Here is a 16,976-nt window from a genome sequence, read left to right as displayed (position 1 = left end):
TCCTGGGGATTTCTTCGCTTGCCGCCGCGATGCAGATTGAATGATTTTGTGTAATAAAGTGGCCTGGACAGGCTCATGCAATCGTAGGCCTGATAAGCGCAGCGCCATCAGGCATTCTGAGTTTTATGCGCAGACTGAACGCGTAAATGATGCAGTGCGCGCAGGCACTGATCCTGATTGAGCTTTTGCGCCTTATCACCCGTCAACGTTCTGACAAACACCTGGCACGGTACACCGGCAAGTTTTTTCAGCCGCGGGCTGAAGTCGAGAAGGCGGCGAGTAATGGCTTCGGCTTCTTTGCTACCGGAAAGGGCGCGAGTTTTCACTACCGAACCACAGAACTGGGCTTTTCCTTTATCATCTTTATAGCGGTAAATAATCGCCAGATAATGATTAAACAGGTTATGTTTCCATTCGGGTTGTGTATAAGAGTCGTATTCCAGATTGTCGTTTTGCTGACAATCAACATCGTACAGCGGCAGGAAATCCAGCAGCGATGTTATTCGTAGCGCGAGTTCTCTCATGCCAGCATTATTTATTGCGTGAATAATTGCATGCGCCAACACCTGAATCTGTAATTCATTAACCAGTAATTCGCATGTTTGTCCGTCATGTAACGTCAGAGAAAATGTTAAATTCTCGCCTTTGTCATCCACTAACATCAGCGAATTTATGCGACGGTTAATATCCGCATTTCTTAGTTCATCTTCCTGAATTGACGGAATATTCTCGTGCATTTTTTTGCTGGCTTTATCGCATGTCTTTTCATATTGCATACGCTCGTCTTTGTTTAGCTGAGAAATGGCGAACAGCCGGCTCTCCAGCGCGATAAGCAGGTCTCTTAGCCCAAGCGGAGAAAGAAAAAACAACGACTCCTTATTTCTTGGTTCTTTTATTTTTAATGCCATGGCAACAAATTCATTCTTTTGGCGAATAATGCCAGTATTAATGCCCTTAATACTTATAGCCATAAAAGGTTCTCCTTAACCATATATTTATTAATATTCTGCATTTGAAACTATTGATAATGTTTACGAATGAATGATTGAACTGCGCTAATTAAAATAGCACAGATTAAAAGCGAGGCTCCACTTGTGGAGATTTAAATAATAATTAATCGTGGTGAGTGTCCGGAATCGGACACTCAGTAATGGCTATTGTTGGCGTAACTGCAGATCCAGCGGTGTTTTACTTGGCTCTCCACCAATTTCACGCGCCAGTTTGGGGACCATATAGCCGGAAACTAGCGTCAGAAGCTCACGCATAATGCGACGCGCTTCATCGTCGCTGACCATAAAGTGTGCGGCACCCTGCACTTTATCCAGCACGTGCAGGTAATAGGGCATCACACTGGCATCAAACAGTGCGTTGCTAAGGTTAGCCAGGGTTTGTGCGTTATCGTTTACGTCACGCAGCAATACGCTTTGGTTGAGTAACGTAACGCCCGCGGCGCGCAGACTGCTCATCGCCTGGCGAAACGTCTCATCAATTTCATTGGCATGGTTAATGTGATTGACCAGCAGAATCTGCAAGGAGGAGTGCGCAAAACGCTCGACCAGTCCTTCTGTAATGCGCGCCGGGATCACTATTGGCAAACGGCTGTGAATACGCAGACGCTTAATGTGCGGGATAGCTTCCAGTTGCATGAGCAACCAGTCCAGTTCGTGGTCCTTGGCCATTAACGGATCGCCACCAGAGAAGATGATTTCATCCAGCTCAGGGTGCGCGTTAATGTAGTCGAGGGCGACCTGCCAGTTGCGCTTATTGCCTTGGTTTTCGGCGTATGGGAAGTGTCGGCGGAAGCAATAGCGACAATTTACCGCGCAACCGCCTTTAACCAGCAGCAGTGCCCGATTGCGATATTTATGCAGCAGACCGGGAACCACGCTGTGCTGTTCTTCCAGTGGGTCGGTTGAGTAGCCTGGCGCGGCCACAAACTCTTCCTGGGCAGTCAGCACCTGACGTAAAAGCGGATCGTCCGGGTTGCCTTTCTCCATGCGGGCAATAAACGCACGCGGCACGCGCAGGGCGAAAAGCCGTCTCGCGTCGCGTCCGGCCAACAGTTTTTCATCTGCATCTATGTTCAAAAGATGCAGAAGTTCATCGGGATCGGTCACAACATCGGCAAGTTGCGATAACCAATCTTCTCTGGATGGGGTATTTAGGGTTACAATATGCGCCATTTTGTGGCTTAGCTACCAGTTAACAATTTTCAGAGGGCCTTATGGCAACGTACTATAGCAACGATTTTCGTGCTGGTCTTAAAATCATGTTGGACGGCGAACCTTATGCGGTTGAAGCCAGCGAATTCGTTAAACCAGGTAAAGGCCAGGCGTTTGCGCGCGTTAAGCTGCGTCGCCTGCTGACCGGTACTCGCGTAGAGAAAACCTTCAAGTCTACTGACTCCGCTGAAGGCGCAGACGTAGCCGACATGAACTTGACCTTCCTGTATAGCGACGGTGAGTTCTGGCACTTTATGAATAACACCACTTTCGAACAGTTGGCTGCAGACGAGAAAGCGGTAGGCGATAACGCCAAATGGCTGCTGGACCAGGCTGAATGCATCGTGACCCTGTGGAACGGTCAGCCGATCTCCGTAACTCCGCCGAACTTCGTTGAGCTGGAAGTTGTTGAAACCGACCCAGGTCTGAAAGGTGATACCGCTGGTACTGGCGGCAAACCGGCTACCCTGTCTACCGGCGCAGTCGTTAAAGTTCCGCTGTTCGTACAGATCGGCGAAGTGATCAAAGTGGATACCCGCTCCGGCGAATACGTTTCTCGCGTAAAATAAGTCTTCTATTTGATCTTATGGCGCAGGTTGCTGCGCCATACTTTTTCCAGGGCAGGAATGATGAAACGTCTTCTCGGTCTTGTAATGCTACTCCTTTTCACCAGCACCCTCCTGACGGGATGCAATACCGCGCGCGGCTTCGGTGAAGACATAAAACATCTTGGCAATTCAATTTCTCACGCCGCCAGCTAATCCTTTCATATAGTCTTAAAAACGGTTGTTTATCCATCACACTCCCGGATCTTGTCTATTATTAAGTAGCTATACACAAACAATATTGGCTAGAAAAGGAAGACGTTATGGTTAAGAAGACAATTGCTGCGATCTTTTCTGTGTTGGTACTTTCTTCCGTTTTAACCGCGTGTAATACCACACGAGGCGTAGGACAGGATATTTCTGAAGGCGGTAGCGCCATTTCTGGTGCAGCGACAAAAGCTCAGCAATAATGAAGAACGGTACGACGTCGTGTCGTACCGTTAATCACCCTTCCCTGGGAGTGAAAGGAACGGCGAGAAGCGGTTCCCCAGGTGCAGTTTCATACGGATATTCCGCTTATAGGTGTAGACCGTTTTGCCATGAATGCTGAGCGCGGCGGCAATGGCATTGTTACTCACACCATCCATCCACATTGATAATACTTTCTCCTCCTGCGGCGTAAGCAAAGGCGTGGCATTTTTGGCTATTTCTAATGCGGGGCGAACCTGAAGCGCTTCCTGAATTGTGTGGGAGAGTGTGTTCAGCGTGGTGTGCTTGGTCAAGACCGAATGGGCTACGGATTGAGAGGGCACGATGGGGGCATGCTGTCTATCTGCTGATTGCAGTAAAATTAGTGGGATGACGCCACAACTCATAAAAAAAGGTTTAATTGGCGGACTGGAGTGCGTCTCGCTAATAAAACTGTATAAATCCGCGATCACCAGATGCGGTTTCCATTGCAAAATATGCTCTTTTGCTAACAGGAGATTATTGATTCCTGATACCAGAAATGAGGAGCTGAACCTGCCAGAATGATTAAGCAAGGCCTCTATCCCTGTGCGGGTAAAGTGGCACCGGTCAATCACTAAAATTTTAAGCATAAACGTTTCGCATTCAGAAGAGGGGCAATCGACTTTCTGGTTTCAGAAAGCCCTTCATCATAGAGAACTCCGATGAGTGCCAAATGCGGGAACTACGCCGCTAATTATGCTTAATTCTTGCTTTTAGCAGGCAGTGAATAAAAAGGTTGAAATTCATTTTCTTCCGGGCAAAAATGCCATTTCACACATCAGCTTTGCAGGACGACCTGCAAACGCTTCTTTCACCGGGGACGGCCCCATTGTTCTGGAGCCTGATATGTCCTGGATCGTTTTATTAATTGCAGGTTTGCTCGAAGTCGTCTGGGCGATTGGCCTGAAATACACCCACGGTTTTACGCGTCTTACGCCAAGCATTATCACTATTGCGGCGATGATCGTCAGTATCGCCATGCTCTCCTGGGCAATGCGCACGTTGCCTGTAGGAACCGCTTATGCGGTCTGGACCGGTATTGGCGCTGTTGGGGCGGCCATTACAGGAATTTTGCTGCTGGGTGAGTCTGCCAGCCCGGCACGTTTGCTGAGCCTTGGGCTGATCGTTGCTGGCATTATTGGTCTGAAGCTGAGCACTCACTAAGCGCCGGGCTGTTTCACCCAAATCAGTTTATTCACCTCAAACCCTTCCCGGGTCGCGATGGCTAACATTTGCTGTTTCATTTCATCTGAAATAGTAGGGGTCCGTGAAAGGATCCACAGGTAGTCGCGATCCGGACCACAAACCAGCGCGTGACGATATTCCCGGTCGAGTGCAATTACGTTATACCCGCCATAGAAGGGGCCGAAGAACGAAACCTTAAGCGCGGCTCTGCTTGGGTCGCCGGTGAAATAGGCTTTCCCTTCCGTTTTCTGCCACATCTCCCTGTCAGGGTTATAGCCCTTATTAATAACGTTGATGCCGCCGTCGTCGCGCAAGCTGTACGTTGCGGTCACTTTATCCAACCCGCGCTCGAAACGATGGTCGAAGCGCGCAATTTCATACCAGGTTCCCAGATAGCGTTTGGCATCAAAGTTATTTACCACGGTAACGCCTTTCGGCGGTGTCGGGGAGCTGCACGCGACAACCAGGAATGCAGCCGTAACTGCAGCAACGACGGGCAAAATGCGCATGGGATTTTCCTTGCTGTATTTTTGTTAAGTGTAGATGACAACAGGAAAAAAAGAGAAAGAAAGGAGGCCCAATATCCTGGGCCTCATCGTCAGTTATTGCAGCTTTTCAAGAATGCGCCAGGCCGCCTCGACACGGACAGGGTTAGGATAGCTTTTGTTTGCCAGCATCACGATGCCAAGGTTTTTTTCTGGAACGAAGGCTACGTAGCTGCCAAATCCACCAGTGGAGCCCGTTTTATGCACCCATGAGGCTTTCACTGCGGGGGCGGGCGGGTTTACCTCAACGGCGGGAAGCGCTGCCAATGCCACTTTGCTGTCGCTGCCGTTGATGATCGAATCAGCTTTCAGCGGCCAGTTCAGCATCTCCCAGCCTAATCCCTGGTACATATCGCCAATACGCCAGTATCGAGACTGCGCAAGCGCAATGCCCTGCTGGAGCGTTTTCTCCTGAACGTGGCTGGCATCCATGTTGGCCTGAACCCAGCGGGCCATATCAATAACGCTGGATTTCACGCCATAGGCTTCGGCGTCAAGTTGTCCCGGAGAAACGTGTACGGGCTTCCCTTCGCGATAGCCCCAGGCATAATCTTTTTGTTCGTTCTGCGGAACCGTAATCCAGGTATGCGCCAGTTTTAATGGTTGCAGGACGCGTCTGGTCATTGCCTCTTCGTAACTCATTCCTGAGGGTTTCACCGCCAGCGCGCCAAACAGACCAATGCTGGAGTTAGCGTAAAGTCGCTTAGCGCCCGGAGTCCATTGCGGCTGCCAGTTTTGATAAAAATGCAGTAATGCGGCTTTATCCGTAACGTCATCGGGGATCTGCAGCGGTAGGCCGCCTGCCGTATAGGTGGCTAAGTGCAGCAGGCGGATACCCTGCCACTGTTTGCCTGTCAGTTCTGGCCAGTATTTCGTGACCGGATCGCTGAGCTTAATTTCGCCGCGGGCGATAGCATCGCCGCCCAACACGCCGTTAAACGTCTTACTAACCGATCCTAGCTCAAACAGCGTTTGCTGCGTGACTGGGTGGTTATTGGCGATATCGGCTTTACCCCAGGTGAAATAATAGGGTTTTCCCTGGTAGATAACGGCAACGGCCATACCCGGAATAGCCTGCTCCTGCATCAACGGGGTGATGGTGCGATTAACGATATCGGCAATCTGTTGTTCTGTTTTTGCGGCAGCAAATGTGGAGAAAGAGGCTGTCAGCAGCAGAGCGCAGCATAACGATTTTTTCATCATGAAATCAGTTCCGTAATTAAAAGCAAAAAGGTGTCCGGGCCCGTCAGACGCAATCAGTGTGTTTGATTTGCACCGTGTTGACAAACGGTTAAATTTAGCAGCAGATATAAGTTTTTCTAACAGGCCGGATGATGACGCGTAGCTATATCCCTCTTAACTCGCTGCGGGCTTTTGAAGCCGCCGCCAGACATCTCAGTTTTACCCGCGCCGCGATTGAGCTCAACGTGACGCATTCTGCCATCAGTCAGCATGTAAAAGCGCTGGAGCAGCAGCTAAATTGTCAGCTTTTTGTGCGCGGTTCTCGTGGATTAATGTTGACGACTGAAGGGGAAAGTCTGTTACCTGTACTTAATGACTCTTTCGATCGTATGGCGGGGATGCTGGATCGTTTTGCTACCAAACACACCCAGGAAAAACTTAAAATTGGCGTGGTGGGGACCTTTGCGGTTGGGTGTCTGTTTCCTCTACTGGGCGATTTTAAGCGCAGTTACCCGCATGTTGATTTGCATATTTCTACCCATAATAACCGCGTGGATCCCGCTGCCGAAGGGCTGGATTATACCATTCGCTACGGAGGGGGAGCTTGGCACGATACCGACGCGCAATATTTATGTAGCGCGCTGATGTCTCCACTGTGTTCGCCAACATTGGCTTCGCAGATTCAAACGCCTGCGGACATCCTGAAATTTCCGTTATTACGATCGTATCGGCGGGATGAATGGACGCTTTGGATGCAGGCCGCCGGAGAGGCGCCTCCGTCACCGACGCACAACGTGGTGGTGTTTGATTCGTCCGTCACCATGCTGGAAGCCGCGCAGGCGGGGATCGGTGTGGCAATTGCGCCAGTCAGAATGTTCACGCATTTACTCAGTAGGGAACGAATCGTTCAACCGTTTTTAACGCAGATTGATTTGGGAAGTTACTGGATAACGCGTTTGCAATCGCGTCCGGAGACACCCGCGATGCGTGAATTTTCCCGTTGGTTGACAGGAGTGCTGCACAAATAAAAAGGCCCGCCAATGGCGGGCCTGATTATTAACGCATGTACTTAGATGGTCAGAATACCAATAGCCGTTACAACGGTCAGGATTGCTGCCAGTCCGTAGAATACCCATTTGCCAGCAGGCACGTGGATTTTCAGGTCATGCATCGCGTGGTGCATACGGTGTAAACCACACCACAGCGGCAGAACGATCATCAGGAACAGAAACGCACGTCCGATGAAGCTCTGAGCGAATGCCAGTACGCGTTCATAGCTGAAAGCATCAGGAACAAAGCCCAGCGGCAGCATAATGCCTACCAGCAGGATCATTACCGGCGCAATGATTGCGCTCCACATACCGCCTGCACCAAACAGGCCCCAGAATACGGGTTCGTCAGAGCGTTTTGGATTTGGATTAATCATTCCGGACTCCTTACCAGAACAGGGCAACAAACAGTATGACTACTGTCGCAACCACAGTAACTGCCCAGAGACCTTTGATGATCGGCTCTGGCCCCATTTTTTCGTCTTTTACGATGATGTTGGCAGCTTTTGGCGCCAGCTCAAACCAGGTTTTGGTATGCAGCAGCGCTGCTGCCAGGGCGATAATGTTAAGGATTACCACCACCGGGTTTTGCAAAAAGGCGACAAAGCCCATCCAGGACTCTGCACCATGCTTGAGTGCAAACAGGCCGATAATCAGTTCAATGCTGAACCAGACTGCCGGAACCGCCGTACCTTCACGCAGCATGTAAAAACGATAAAATGGCAGCTTTTTCCACCAGGTGGACGTCATTGGCCGCACATAGGCTTTACGTTTAGTCGTCATCGTGCACTCCTTAGCGTGGTTTCAGGGTAGCGATAAGAAAGTCTTTTGAACTTTCAACTTTACCCTGCTGAATGGCCGCAGCCGGATCGACGTGTTTCGGGCAGACTTCGGAGCAGTAGCCCACGAAAGTACAGGTCCAGACGCCGTTCGGGCTGTTCAACTGAGCCATACGCTCCTTCTTACCGTGGTCGCGGCTATCTTCGTTGTAACGATGCGCCAGCGTAATCGCAGCCGGTCCAATGAACTCAGGGTTCAGGCCGAACTGCGGACACGCTGCATAGCACAGACCACAGTTGATGCAACCGGAGAACTGATGATACTTCGCCATCTGCGCCGGAGTCTGGGTGTTTGGACCCTGATCCGGTGTACGCGGGTTACCGATAATGTACGGTTTGATCGCTTCCAGGCTTTCGATAAAGTGCGTCATGTCGACGACCAGATCGCGCTCAATCGGGAAGTTGCCCAGCGCTTCAACCTTCATGCCGTTGGTGTAATCACGCAGGAAGGTTTTGCACGCCAGTTTCGGTACATTGTTGACCATCATGCCGCAGGAGCCGCAGATCGCCATACGGCAGGACCAACGGTAGCTCAGGTCCGGTGCCAGGTTATCCTTGATGTAGCCCAGCGCATCCAGCAGTGACGTGGTTTCATCATAAGGAACTTCGTAGAAAGCACTGTGCGGCGCGGTATCGGTTTCCGGGTTATAGCGCACCACCTCAACTTTCAGGTTTTTCATCTCAGCCATTCGCCTTCTCCTTCTTATCGGCTGCTTCCGCTTCGCCACCGTAAACACGTTTAGCCGGTGGCAGAGTGGTGATTTTCACGTCGCTGTATTCCAGGCGAGTCGTGCCGTCAGCATCGCGGAAGGCGAGGGTGTGTTTGAGGAAGTTCACATCGTCACGCTCGGTGCAGCCTTCATCCAGACGCTGATGCGCGCCGCGGGATTCTTTACGCGCCAGAGCAGAGTGCGCCATACATTCAGCAACGTTCAGACCGTGACCCAGTTCGATGGTATACAGCAGGTCGGTGTTGAAGACGCTGGAGGTATCAGTGATACGTACGCGCTTGAAGCGTTCCTGCAGTTCCGCCAGCTTATCAACGGTTTTCTGCATGAGTTCCGGCGTACGGTAGATACCGCAACCTTCTTCCATGGACAGGCCCATTTCGTCACGGATCTTAGACCAGTTTTCGTTACCTTCCTGGTTAACCAGATCTTTCAGACGTTTTTCAACGCCAGCAACCTGTGCATCAAGAGCTGCACTGTTTGCAGCGCCAGCCGTTGCAGCGCGTTCTGCAGCCTGCTCACCGGCCATACGACCGAAGACCACCAGTTCAGCCAGGGAGTTAGAGCCCAGACGGTTAGCGCCATGCAGACCAACAGAGGAACATTCGCCGACAGCGAACAGACCTTTAATGCGGGTTTCACAGTGCTGATCGGTTTCGATACCGCCCATGGTGTAGTGCGCGGTCGGACGTACCGGGATCGGCTCTTTAACCGGATCGACACCCACGTAAGCTTTCGCCAGTTCGCAGATGAACGGTAAACGTTCGAGCAGTTTTTTCTCGCCGAGGTGACGCAGGTCGAGGTGAACCACATCGCCACGCGGAGTGGAAATGGTGTTGCCTTTGCGCCATTCGTGCCAGAAAGCCTGAGAAACTTTGTCGCGCGGACCGAGTTCCATGTATTTGTTTTTTGGCTCGCCCAGCGGGGTTTCCGGACCCATGCCGTAGTCTTGCAGATAACGGTAGCCGTTTTTGTTAACCAGAATACCGCCTTCACCACGGCAGCCTTCAGTCATCAGGATACCGGAGCCTGGCAGACCTGTTGGGTGATACTGAACGAATTCCATATCACGCAGCGGAACGCCGTGGCTCAGCGCCATGCCCATACCGTCGCCGGTTACGATGCCGCCGTTGGTGTTGTAACGGTAAACGCGACCTGCGCCACCCGTTGCCATCACGACTGCGTTAGCACGGATTTGCACCAGTGTGCCTTCCATCATGTTCATGGCAACCAGACCACGAGCATGGCCATCGTCAACCAGGATATCCAGAACGAAGTGTTCGTCAAAGCGCTGAATCTGCGGGAACTGCAAAGATGTTTGGAACAGCGTATGCAGCATGTGGAAGCCGGTCTTATCCGCGGCAAACCAGGTACGCTCGATTTTCATGCCGCCGAAGCGACGTACGTTGACGCTACCGTCTTCACGACGGCTCCATGGGCAGCCCCATTGTTCCAGTTGCGTCATTTCAGTTGGGCAGTGGTGGACAAAGTAATCCACGACATCCTGCTCACACAGCCAGTCTCCGCCTGCTACCGTATCGTGAAAATGGTAGTCAAAGCTGTCATGATCCTGCGCGACAGCAGCAGAGCCGCCTTCGGCAGCAACGGTATGGCTGCGCATTGGGTACACTTTTGAGATCAGTGCGATTTTAGCGTTGGGATTTGCTTGTGCGGCAGCAATTGCAGCACGTAATCCCGCGCCACCGGCGCCTATAATGGCAAGATCGGCTTGAAAGGTTTGCACGACATTCCTCCAGATTGTTGTTATTTCATCCCTGCCTGAATCAGATGCTTCATCGGCTTCAAACAGGTTATGAACGCGTTTCCACTGCTCCTTTATAGGTACAATAGTATAGTCTTAGGGATGTGCGGGAAATTTGACGTGTTCGATTTTTTTAGCGTATCAGAGGGGGGAATTATCATTGAATTTGATTAATTTAATTACTAAACCACCCTGTGTCGCTTTTTTTATCCAATTGCCAGTGCTGATTACTGGTGCGCGAAATTTGTCTCGTTAGCGCGATACGAGTAGACTTCGTGCCCTTGTCTTAAATCGGAGAAACAACCATGAGCGAAACGGCAACCTGGCAGCCGAGCGCGTCCATCCCCAATCTGTTGAAACGTGCAGCAATTATAGCGGAGATTCGCCGCTTTTTTGCCGATCGTGGCGTGCTTGAGGTTGAGACCCCTTGTATGAGTCAGGCAACGGTGACGGACATCCATCTGTTCCCGTTCGAAACGCGTTTCGTCGGCCCTGGGCACTCCCAGGGAATGAATCTCTATTTAATGACCAGCCCTGAATACCATATGAAGCGCCTGCTGGTGGCAGGGTGCGGCCCGGTGTATCAATTATGCCGCAGCTTCCGTAATGAAGAGATGGGGCGTCATCACAACCCTGAATTCACCATGCTTGAGTGGTATCGTCCGCATTACGATATGTATCGCCTGATGAATGAAGTGGATGATTTGCTCCAGCAGGTGTTGGACTGTTCGCCTGCGGAAAGCCTTTCTTACCAGCAGGCCTTTCAGCGCCATCTGGAGATTGACCCGCTGTCTGCGGATAAAACCCAACTGCGGGAAGCGGCGGCGAAATTGGATCTCAGCAATATCGCTGATACCGAAGAAGACCGGGATACCTTACTGCAACTGCTGTTTACGATGGGCGTTGAACCGCATATTGGTAAAGACAAACCGACGTTTGTGTATCATTTCCCGGCCAGCCAGGCATCACTGGCGCAAATCAGTACCGAAGATCACCGCGTGGCTGAACGTTTCGAGGTTTATTACAAAGGTATTGAGCTGGCGAATGGTTTCCATGAATTGACCGACGCGCGCGAACAGCAGCAGCGATTTGAACAGGATAACCGCAAACGCGCCGCACGTGGCCTGCCGCAGCAACCTATCGATACCAACCTGCTGGAAGCGCTGAAAGTGGGCATGCCGGATTGCTCAGGCGTGGCGCTGGGTGTTGACCGTCTGGTGATGCTCGCGCTGGGCGCAGAGAGCCTGGCCGAGGTAATCGCATTTACCGTCGATCGCGCATAACTTACTCTTCTGCAATACAAAGTGGCGGCTTAATCGCCACTTTGTAGCATATTTTTTCATTTCCCCTCTAATAGCCACAATTTACACCTGGATATTTGATATCGTTTAGGTATCAATTCTGTGTTGATTTTTTTATCGCTGAACTCTGCAAAGAGAGCAGTGCCAACCGGTGAGCGGCGTTTGTTAAACGCTTGCCAGAGTAAGGGATGGTTTAATGACCCAAACAATAAAAAAGATGAGCCTGATAGGTCTCATTCTCATGATATTTACGTCAGTTTTCGGTTTTGCTAATAGCCCCTCCGCGTTCTATTTAATGGGGTATAGTGCAATACCGTGGTATATATTTTCTGCATTATTATTCTTTATTCCATTTGCTTTAATGATGGCGGAAATGGGTTCTGCCTATCGGAAAGAAGAGGGGGGAATCTATTCGTGGATGAATAATAGCGTTGGACCGCGTTATGCGTTTATCGGCACGTTTATGTGGTTTTCTTCTTATGTGATATGGATGGTAAGCACTGCGGCGAAAGTCTGGGTACCTTTTTCAACCTTCTTGTTTGGCGCAGACATGACGCAGCACTGGCGTATTGCAGGGCTTGAGCCTACGCAGGTTGTCGGGTTGCTCGCCGTCGGTTGGATGATCCTGGTGACCTGCGTGGCATCCCGGGGTATTAATAAGATTGCGCGTATTACGGCTGTAGGTGGAATTGCCGTAATGTGTCTTAATTTAGTTCTGTTGTTAGTGAGTGTCGCTATTTTGTTATTAACTGGTGGCCACTTTGCACAGGATATTAATTTCATCACTTCGCCTAATCCCGGATATCAGTCCGGACTGGCAATGTTGTCATTTGTTGTGTTTGCCATTTTTGCTTACGGCGGAATTGAAGCTGTGGGGGGACTGGTTGATAAAACAGAAAAACCAGAAAAGAACTTTGCTAAAGGCATTGTTTTTGCCGCTATTGTCATTTCTGTTGGTTATTCACTGGCCATCTTTTTATGGGGCGTTAGCACTAACTGGCAGCAGGTATTAAGTAATAGCTCAGTTAACCTCGGGAATATTACCTATATCCTGATGAAAAGCCTCGGAATGACGTTGGGTAATGCGCTACATCTTTCCCCTGATGCCGCAATGGTGATGGGCGTATGGTTTGCACGTATTACCGGGCTTTCCATGTTCCTTGCCTACACCGGCGCTTTTTTCACCCTCAGCTACTCACCGCTGAAAGCGATTATTCAGGGCACGCCGAAGGCGTTGTGGCCCGCGCCGATGACCAAACTGAATGCCGTAGGGATGCCGACGACGGCAATGTGGTTACAGTGCCTGCTGGTGAGCCTGTTTATCCTGTTGGTTTCATTTGGTGGCGATACGGCTTCAGCGTTCTATAACAAACTGACGCTGATGGCGAACGTCTCGATGACGCTGCCGTATCTGTTCCTGGCGCTGGCGTTTCCGTTCTTTAAATCCCATCCGGGTCTGGAAAGGCCGTTTGTTGTGTTTAAAACCCGAGCGGCGACGTTGCTGGCAACGGGAGTGGTCGTGCTGGTGGTGACGTTTGCCAACGTGTTCACTATCATCCAGCCGGTAATTGAAGCCGGAGACTGGAACAGCGCACTGTGGATGACCGGCGGTCCGATCTTCTTCTCACTGCTGGCGATGGCGATTTATCAGAACTACAGCCGTCGCACGATCAACGAGCCTGAGTGGGCGGTGGAATAAACGACCTGCCTAACCCGGCCTACAAAGTAGCATCTTCGTAGGCCGGATTAGACCCAACGGGTCGCCATCCGGCATTTCTTGCCCGCATTGTGCGTTACAAACTCCCTGCCGGGCGACTACCTCTTCCTGCAGAACTTAATGTTCTCCCTGTTTGCTTACCGCCGAGGCTCTCCAGACGCATCTGGAACGGAGGGAACGGCATATCAATACCGTGCTCGCGGAAGCCTGCCAGAATCAGTTGGTGGATTTCATGGCGCAGCGGCATGCGATGCCCCATCTCTGCGGCATAAATACGCAGTTCGAAGATTTGAATCCCCTGCTGCAGGTCAACCAGAAAGACTTCAGGTGCCGGATTATCGATAACCAGAGAACAGCGCTGCGCGGCTGTCAGCAGGATCTGCGTAACCTCCTCGCTGTTCGCCTCCGACGGTGCCGGGATGGTTAACACCACACGGGTAACGGAATCGGATAACGACCAGTTGATAAACTGTTCGGTGATAAAGGCTTTGTTGGGCACGATGATCTCTTTGCGGTCCCAGTCGCTGATAGTGGTGGCACGGGTATTAATCTTCGTCACGCTACCGGTAAGATCGCGAATCGTCACCGTGTCGCCAATGCGGATTGGTTTTTCAAACAGGATTATCAGGCCGGAAATAAAGTTGGCGAAGATCTCCTGCAAACCAAAGCCCAGACCGACACCGAGAGCCGCCACCAGCCATTGCAGTTTGGACCATTCAATACCGATCATCGAGAAGCCAACCAGACCGCCAATCAGCATCAGCAGATACTTGGTGATGGTGGTGATGGCATAACCGGTACCGGGGGTTAAATCAAGATGTTGCAGTAGTGCCAGCTCCAGCAACGCGGGCAGGTTGCGTACTAACTGGGTGGTGATGATAAACACCAGAATCGCGATAAGCACTGCGCCCAGCGTTATCGGTTCTAAGCTTTCCACGCCCTGAACCGTGGAGGTGACATCCCACAACGAGATGTTTTCCAGGAAGCCGAAAGCGGAATGAATTTCTGACCACAGTACAATGACCGAGAGCAGGGCGATAAGCATCAGGATAGAACGCACCAGGCGCAGCGATTGTGCGCTGATAGCATCCAAATCCACTTCGCTTTCATCAACGTCAATCGCGCCTTCAAGGCTGGTGGAATGCGGTGGTTCTTCTTCGCCTCGCGCGCGCTGCGCCAGCATTTCAGCGCGTCGATGCTTGGCGCGGTCAAACGCCAGGCGGCGACGCTGAATCAGCATCCAGCGGCGGATAACGTGATACACCACCAGTAATAAGAACCAAATCGCTACAGACGTTTCCAGACGTGCCAGCAGGGCTTGTGACGTGGCGAGGTAGCCTACTGCCGCGGCGAGAATGGCAATCAGCGGCGCACCCATCAGCATATTCCACAGCATGCTGTTAACCATGTTATCGCTGTTGCCCTCTTTATCGAGGTACAGCGGTATCCCGGCGCGTTTCAGGCTCAGGGTTACGACCGCCAGCGCACCGCAAATCAGAATAAAGCACAGACGTCCCAGTGAGGCGGAGAATTCCCGGTCATTGAGGTTATCAAACATAATCACCGCCATGATCAGCGGGACAATCAGCCCAATGCTCATCAGGTAATAGTGCATAGCTTTCGCGACGCGGTTCCGCGGCCAGCCAAAGTGGGCAATAAACAGACCGTTGGGACGCGCAAAGGTAGCGCAGATCATTACCGCCCACAGCATGGGCACCGTGGCGGTAACGCCATCGCCGATCGCGACAGCCAACGGATAAGGCCAGGCTTCCTGCAATCCGTAACCGAGCGTTGCCCACAGCACTGGCAACGGCGAAGCGACGAGTATTGACCAGAATACCGTGCGTATTGTCAGCCAGAAGTGGTCCTGGGTGACTTTCCCGACCCGCGCGGACGAGCGTTCAAGGAAACGGGTGAAGTGCTTGCGCGAAGAGAGGCTAAAGCCAACCAGCACCAACGCCGCGAACAGCGGTAGCAGCGTTTCTTTGCTGGTCAGCATCATGATGCTGGCCTGGCCCAACTGATTAAACGTATCTAATGAAATCAGACGCCGCAGATCCTGAACTATGTCGACAGGCCAGGAGAGGGAGATAGGGCTAACGTCTGACGTCCAGAACAGGTAGCGGTGCGTCGCTTCGTTGACCTCTTTTAGCGCATCTTCCAGTTGGCTGTTGGAAACTTTGAGCTTGGTCAGCTCAAGGATCAGCGTATCGCCACCCTGTAACAATGAGTTCAGCAGCTCACGCTGGGTCCGTAGCTGGGCGTTGAGGATGCTGCTCTGTTCAGCGGTCAGCGGTTGTCCATCGGCCTGATGAATCTGACGCAGCTGCGGCTGTTTGTTGAGGAGATCCTCATAGCGCATGCGGTGTACGCGAAGCTGCGCCATTTCGGTATCCAACTGCTGAGGTTTAGGCATTTCCGGCAGACGGGATACCTGCGCTCGCAGCGCTTCTCCCAGCATATTTGAAACCCCAAGCCACTGAGACTGCTCTCGCAGCGTATTCAATGCCTGACGCACCTGCAGTGTTTGGCTGGCGGCCTGACGCTGCTGCGAAGCGACCAGGTCCATACGCTGTGCTTGCTGGTTTAAGGCCTGAGACAGCTCGCGGTTCACCTTGAACTGGTCGACAATGCCTTCCGGCAGTCCCGCGCTGTTTTCCGCCAGCAGTTCGGTGCTTTCCAGCGCTCGCTCAGCTTCACGCTGACGTTGACTGTTGAGTTGATTGCGCAAAGCCTGAAGGTAAGTGTCGAGTTGTTGACTCTGTTTTTCCGCCAGTTCGGAGCGCATACGCGCCAGTTCCTGACGGTTATTGGCAGAAAGCTGCGCCAGCTCCAGTTCATCGACCTGGGCTTTAAGTTTGGCGGATTCAGCCTGCATCGCCTGATTCTGTGCGGAATTGCCGTTGGCGGTACCAATGCGTCGCTCAAGCTCATTGAGCTGGCGGCGGGCATCGGTTTGCTGTTGAGGAAGCTGGCTTAACGAGTCGGCGATTTCCCGGGCGCGATCCTGCTCCTGCTGGGCCTGACGACTCTTTTCCAGCAGTTGGCTGCTAACCTGGAGGATCTCCTGGTTTAACGCATCGGTAGTGAGTCCGGTTGGCACATTGCGCGGTTCATCACGCAGGTTGCTAAGCTGCGCGCGTAACGTTGCGGACAGCTTGGGGAAGTTATCAATAACTTGCTGGTATTGCTGGGCGCGCTCGAGAGAGCCTTTACGCTCCTCAAGGGCATTCAGCGCGGACTGGAGCGCCTCAACGGTTTCTGGCTGAGCGGGTTTTGCCGCCTTTGCTTGCTCCAGTTCCTGGGTGAGTTGTTTGGCATCGGGGGCCGTCGCAGCGTACGCCCCCAGGCTGAGGCACCAGGCCATCAGAAAAGTGATAATCAGGCGCAC

17 protein-coding genes are annotated in these 16,976 nt (G+C 51.9%); 7 read left to right on the top strand and 10 right to left on the bottom strand.

Going from position 1 to position 16,976, the window contains the following annotated elements:
* Positions 1–107: 107 nt before the first annotated feature.
* A complete protein-coding gene (yjeJ, locus tag OGY06_RS23080; protein ID WP_063941666.1) occupies positions 108–971 on the bottom strand; it encodes a YjeJ family protein in 864 nt (287 codons plus the stop codon).
* Between the two features lie 183 nt (positions 972–1,154).
* Complete coding sequence (epmB, locus tag OGY06_RS23075; protein ID WP_286605981.1) at positions 1,155–2,183, bottom strand: EF-P beta-lysylation protein EpmB; 1,029 nt, start codon at positions 2,181–2,183, stop codon at positions 1,155–1,157.
* A gap of 41 nt (positions 2,184–2,224) precedes the next feature.
* Between epmB and efp the strand changes: the two genes are divergently transcribed.
* From efp to ecnB, 3 genes are all read left to right on the top strand, one after another.
* On the top strand, positions 2,225–2,791 hold the full coding sequence (efp, locus tag OGY06_RS23070; protein WP_003025478.1) for an elongation factor P: 567 nt from the start codon (positions 2,225–2,227) through the stop codon (positions 2,789–2,791).
* 57 nt (positions 2,792–2,848) lie between these two features.
* Complete coding sequence (gene ecnA, locus OGY06_RS23065) at positions 2,849–2,983, top strand: lipoprotein antitoxin entericidin A (RefSeq protein ID WP_003830568.1); 135 nt, start codon at positions 2,849–2,851, stop codon at positions 2,981–2,983.
* A 107-nt stretch (positions 2,984–3,090) separates the two neighbouring features.
* Positions 3,091–3,237 (top strand): lipoprotein toxin entericidin B, encoded by a 147-nt coding sequence (gene ecnB / locus OGY06_RS23060; protein WP_003025482.1) that lies wholly within the window; start codon positions 3,091–3,093, stop codon positions 3,235–3,237.
* Positions 3,238–3,267: 30 nt separating this feature from the next.
* Here ecnB and OGY06_RS23055 read toward each other — a convergent pair whose 3' ends face one another.
* The gene (locus OGY06_RS23055) at positions 3,268–3,867 is read right to left on the bottom strand and encodes a LuxR C-terminal-related transcriptional regulator (RefSeq protein WP_003830562.1); all 600 of its coding nucleotides are present in this window, start codon (positions 3,865–3,867) and stop codon (positions 3,268–3,270) included.
* 256 nt (positions 3,868–4,123) lie between these two features.
* Here OGY06_RS23055 and sugE point away from each other — a divergent pair, with 256 nt between their 5' ends.
* Positions 4,124–4,441: a quaternary ammonium compound efflux SMR transporter SugE gene (sugE, locus tag OGY06_RS23050; protein WP_000118520.1), complete on the top strand. Its 318-nt coding sequence runs from the start codon at positions 4,124–4,126 to the stop codon at positions 4,439–4,441.
* On the opposite strand, the gene OGY06_RS23045 is transcribed toward sugE, so the two are convergent.
* Both OGY06_RS23045 and OGY06_RS23040 read right to left on the bottom strand, forming a co-directional pair.
* The gene (locus tag OGY06_RS23045; protein WP_001221666.1) at positions 4,438–4,971 is read right to left on the bottom strand and encodes a lipocalin family protein; all 534 of its coding nucleotides are present in this window, start codon (positions 4,969–4,971) and stop codon (positions 4,438–4,440) included. The two genes, sugE and OGY06_RS23045, sit on opposite strands and share 4 nt — an antisense overlap.
* 93 nt (positions 4,972–5,064) lie before the next feature.
* The gene (locus OGY06_RS23040; RefSeq protein WP_003830525.1) at positions 5,065–6,210 is read right to left on the bottom strand and encodes a class C beta-lactamase CMY-25; all 1,146 of its coding nucleotides are present in this window, start codon (positions 6,208–6,210) and stop codon (positions 5,065–5,067) included.
* 131 nt (positions 6,211–6,341) lie between these two features.
* Between OGY06_RS23040 and ampR the strand changes: the two genes are divergently transcribed.
* Complete coding sequence (gene ampR / locus OGY06_RS23035; protein WP_003830523.1) at positions 6,342–7,217, top strand: LysR family transcriptional regulator AmpR; 876 nt, start codon at positions 6,342–6,344, stop codon at positions 7,215–7,217.
* A gap of 41 nt (positions 7,218–7,258) precedes the next feature.
* Here the strand turns inward: ampR and frdD are convergent, their stop codons facing one another.
* Genes frdD through frdA form a run of 4 tightly spaced genes read right to left on the bottom strand, consistent with a single transcriptional unit; the run spans position 7,259 to position 10,549 of the window.
* Complete coding sequence (gene frdD, locus OGY06_RS23030) at positions 7,259–7,615, bottom strand: fumarate reductase subunit FrdD (protein ID WP_003025535.1); 357 nt, start codon at positions 7,613–7,615, stop codon at positions 7,259–7,261.
* 10 nt (positions 7,616–7,625) lie between these two features.
* A complete protein-coding gene (frdC, locus tag OGY06_RS23025) occupies positions 7,626–8,021 on the bottom strand; it encodes a fumarate reductase subunit FrdC (RefSeq protein WP_003025537.1) in 396 nt (131 codons plus the stop codon).
* Between the two features lie 10 nt (positions 8,022–8,031).
* Positions 8,032–8,766 (bottom strand): fumarate reductase iron-sulfur protein, encoded by a 735-nt coding sequence (frdB, locus tag OGY06_RS23020; protein ID WP_003025540.1) that lies wholly within the window; start codon positions 8,764–8,766, stop codon positions 8,032–8,034.
* Positions 8,759–10,549: a fumarate reductase (quinol) flavoprotein subunit gene (frdA, locus tag OGY06_RS23015; RefSeq protein WP_003830519.1), complete on the bottom strand. Its 1,791-nt coding sequence runs from the start codon at positions 10,547–10,549 to the stop codon at positions 8,759–8,761. The genes frdB and frdA overlap by 8 nt, the downstream gene beginning before the upstream one ends.
* Before the next feature lie 323 nt (positions 10,550–10,872).
* On the opposite strand from frdA, the gene epmA reads away from it, so the two are divergent.
* Both epmA and yjeM read left to right on the top strand, forming a co-directional pair.
* Entirely contained in the window at positions 10,873–11,850 is a 978-nt protein-coding gene (gene epmA / locus OGY06_RS23010) for an elongation factor P--(R)-beta-lysine ligase (protein WP_079939036.1), read from the top strand.
* A 214-nt stretch (positions 11,851–12,064) separates the two neighbouring features.
* Entirely contained in the window at positions 12,065–13,567 is a 1,503-nt protein-coding gene (gene yjeM, locus OGY06_RS23005) for a glutamate/gamma-aminobutyrate family transporter YjeM (protein ID WP_240389566.1), read from the top strand.
* A 94-nt stretch (positions 13,568–13,661) separates the two neighbouring features.
* On the opposite strand, the gene mscM is transcribed toward yjeM, so the two are convergent.
* Positions 13,662–16,976, bottom strand: coding sequence for a miniconductance mechanosensitive channel MscM (gene mscM / locus OGY06_RS23000; RefSeq protein WP_193134931.1), 3,315 nt, complete (start codon positions 16,974–16,976; stop codon positions 13,662–13,664).

Source organism: Citrobacter sp. Cpo147 (assembly GCF_030332405.1).
GTDB classification, from domain to species: domain Bacteria; phylum Pseudomonadota; class Gammaproteobacteria; order Enterobacterales; family Enterobacteriaceae; genus Citrobacter; species Citrobacter portucalensis.
This window is presented reverse-complemented; position numbering and strand designations above follow the sequence as displayed.

What these genes read in the sequence shown, in the direction of transcription:
- yjeJ (WP_063941666.1), bottom strand. Translation starts at nt 971, where the DNA reads ATGGCTATAAGTATTAAGGGCATTAATACTGGCATTATTCGCCAAAAG.
- epmB (WP_286605981.1), bottom strand. Translation starts at nt 2,183, where the DNA reads ATGGCGCATATTGTAACCCTAAATACCCCATCCAGAGAAGATTGGTTA.
- efp (WP_003025478.1), top strand. Translation starts at nt 2,225, where the DNA reads ATGGCAACGTACTATAGCAACGATTTTCGTGCTGGTCTTAAAATCATG.
- ecnA (WP_003830568.1), top strand. Translation starts at nt 2,849, where the DNA reads ATGATGAAACGTCTTCTCGGTCTTGTAATGCTACTCCTTTTCACCAGC.
- ecnB (WP_003025482.1), top strand. Translation starts at nt 3,091, where the DNA reads ATGGTTAAGAAGACAATTGCTGCGATCTTTTCTGTGTTGGTACTTTCT.
- OGY06_RS23055 (WP_003830562.1), bottom strand. Translation starts at nt 3,867, where the DNA reads ATGCTTAAAATTTTAGTGATTGACCGGTGCCACTTTACCCGCACAGGG.
- sugE (WP_000118520.1), top strand. Translation starts at nt 4,124, where the DNA reads ATGTCCTGGATCGTTTTATTAATTGCAGGTTTGCTCGAAGTCGTCTGG.
- OGY06_RS23045 (WP_001221666.1), bottom strand. Translation starts at nt 4,971, where the DNA reads ATGCGCATTTTGCCCGTCGTTGCTGCAGTTACGGCTGCATTCCTGGTT.
- OGY06_RS23040 (WP_003830525.1), bottom strand. Translation starts at nt 6,210, where the DNA reads ATGATGAAAAAATCGTTATGCTGCGCTCTGCTGCTGACAGCCTCTTTC.
- ampR (WP_003830523.1), top strand. Translation starts at nt 6,342, where the DNA reads ATGACGCGTAGCTATATCCCTCTTAACTCGCTGCGGGCTTTTGAAGCC.
- frdD (WP_003025535.1), bottom strand. Translation starts at nt 7,615, where the DNA reads ATGATTAATCCAAATCCAAAACGCTCTGACGAACCCGTATTCTGGGGC.
- frdC (WP_003025537.1), bottom strand. Translation starts at nt 8,021, where the DNA reads ATGACGACTAAACGTAAAGCCTATGTGCGGCCAATGACGTCCACCTGG.
- frdB (WP_003025540.1), bottom strand. Translation starts at nt 8,766, where the DNA reads ATGGCTGAGATGAAAAACCTGAAAGTTGAGGTGGTGCGCTATAACCCG.
- epmA (WP_079939036.1), top strand. Translation starts at nt 10,873, where the DNA reads ATGAGCGAAACGGCAACCTGGCAGCCGAGCGCGTCCATCCCCAATCTG.
- yjeM (WP_240389566.1), top strand. Translation starts at nt 12,065, where the DNA reads ATGACCCAAACAATAAAAAAGATGAGCCTGATAGGTCTCATTCTCATG.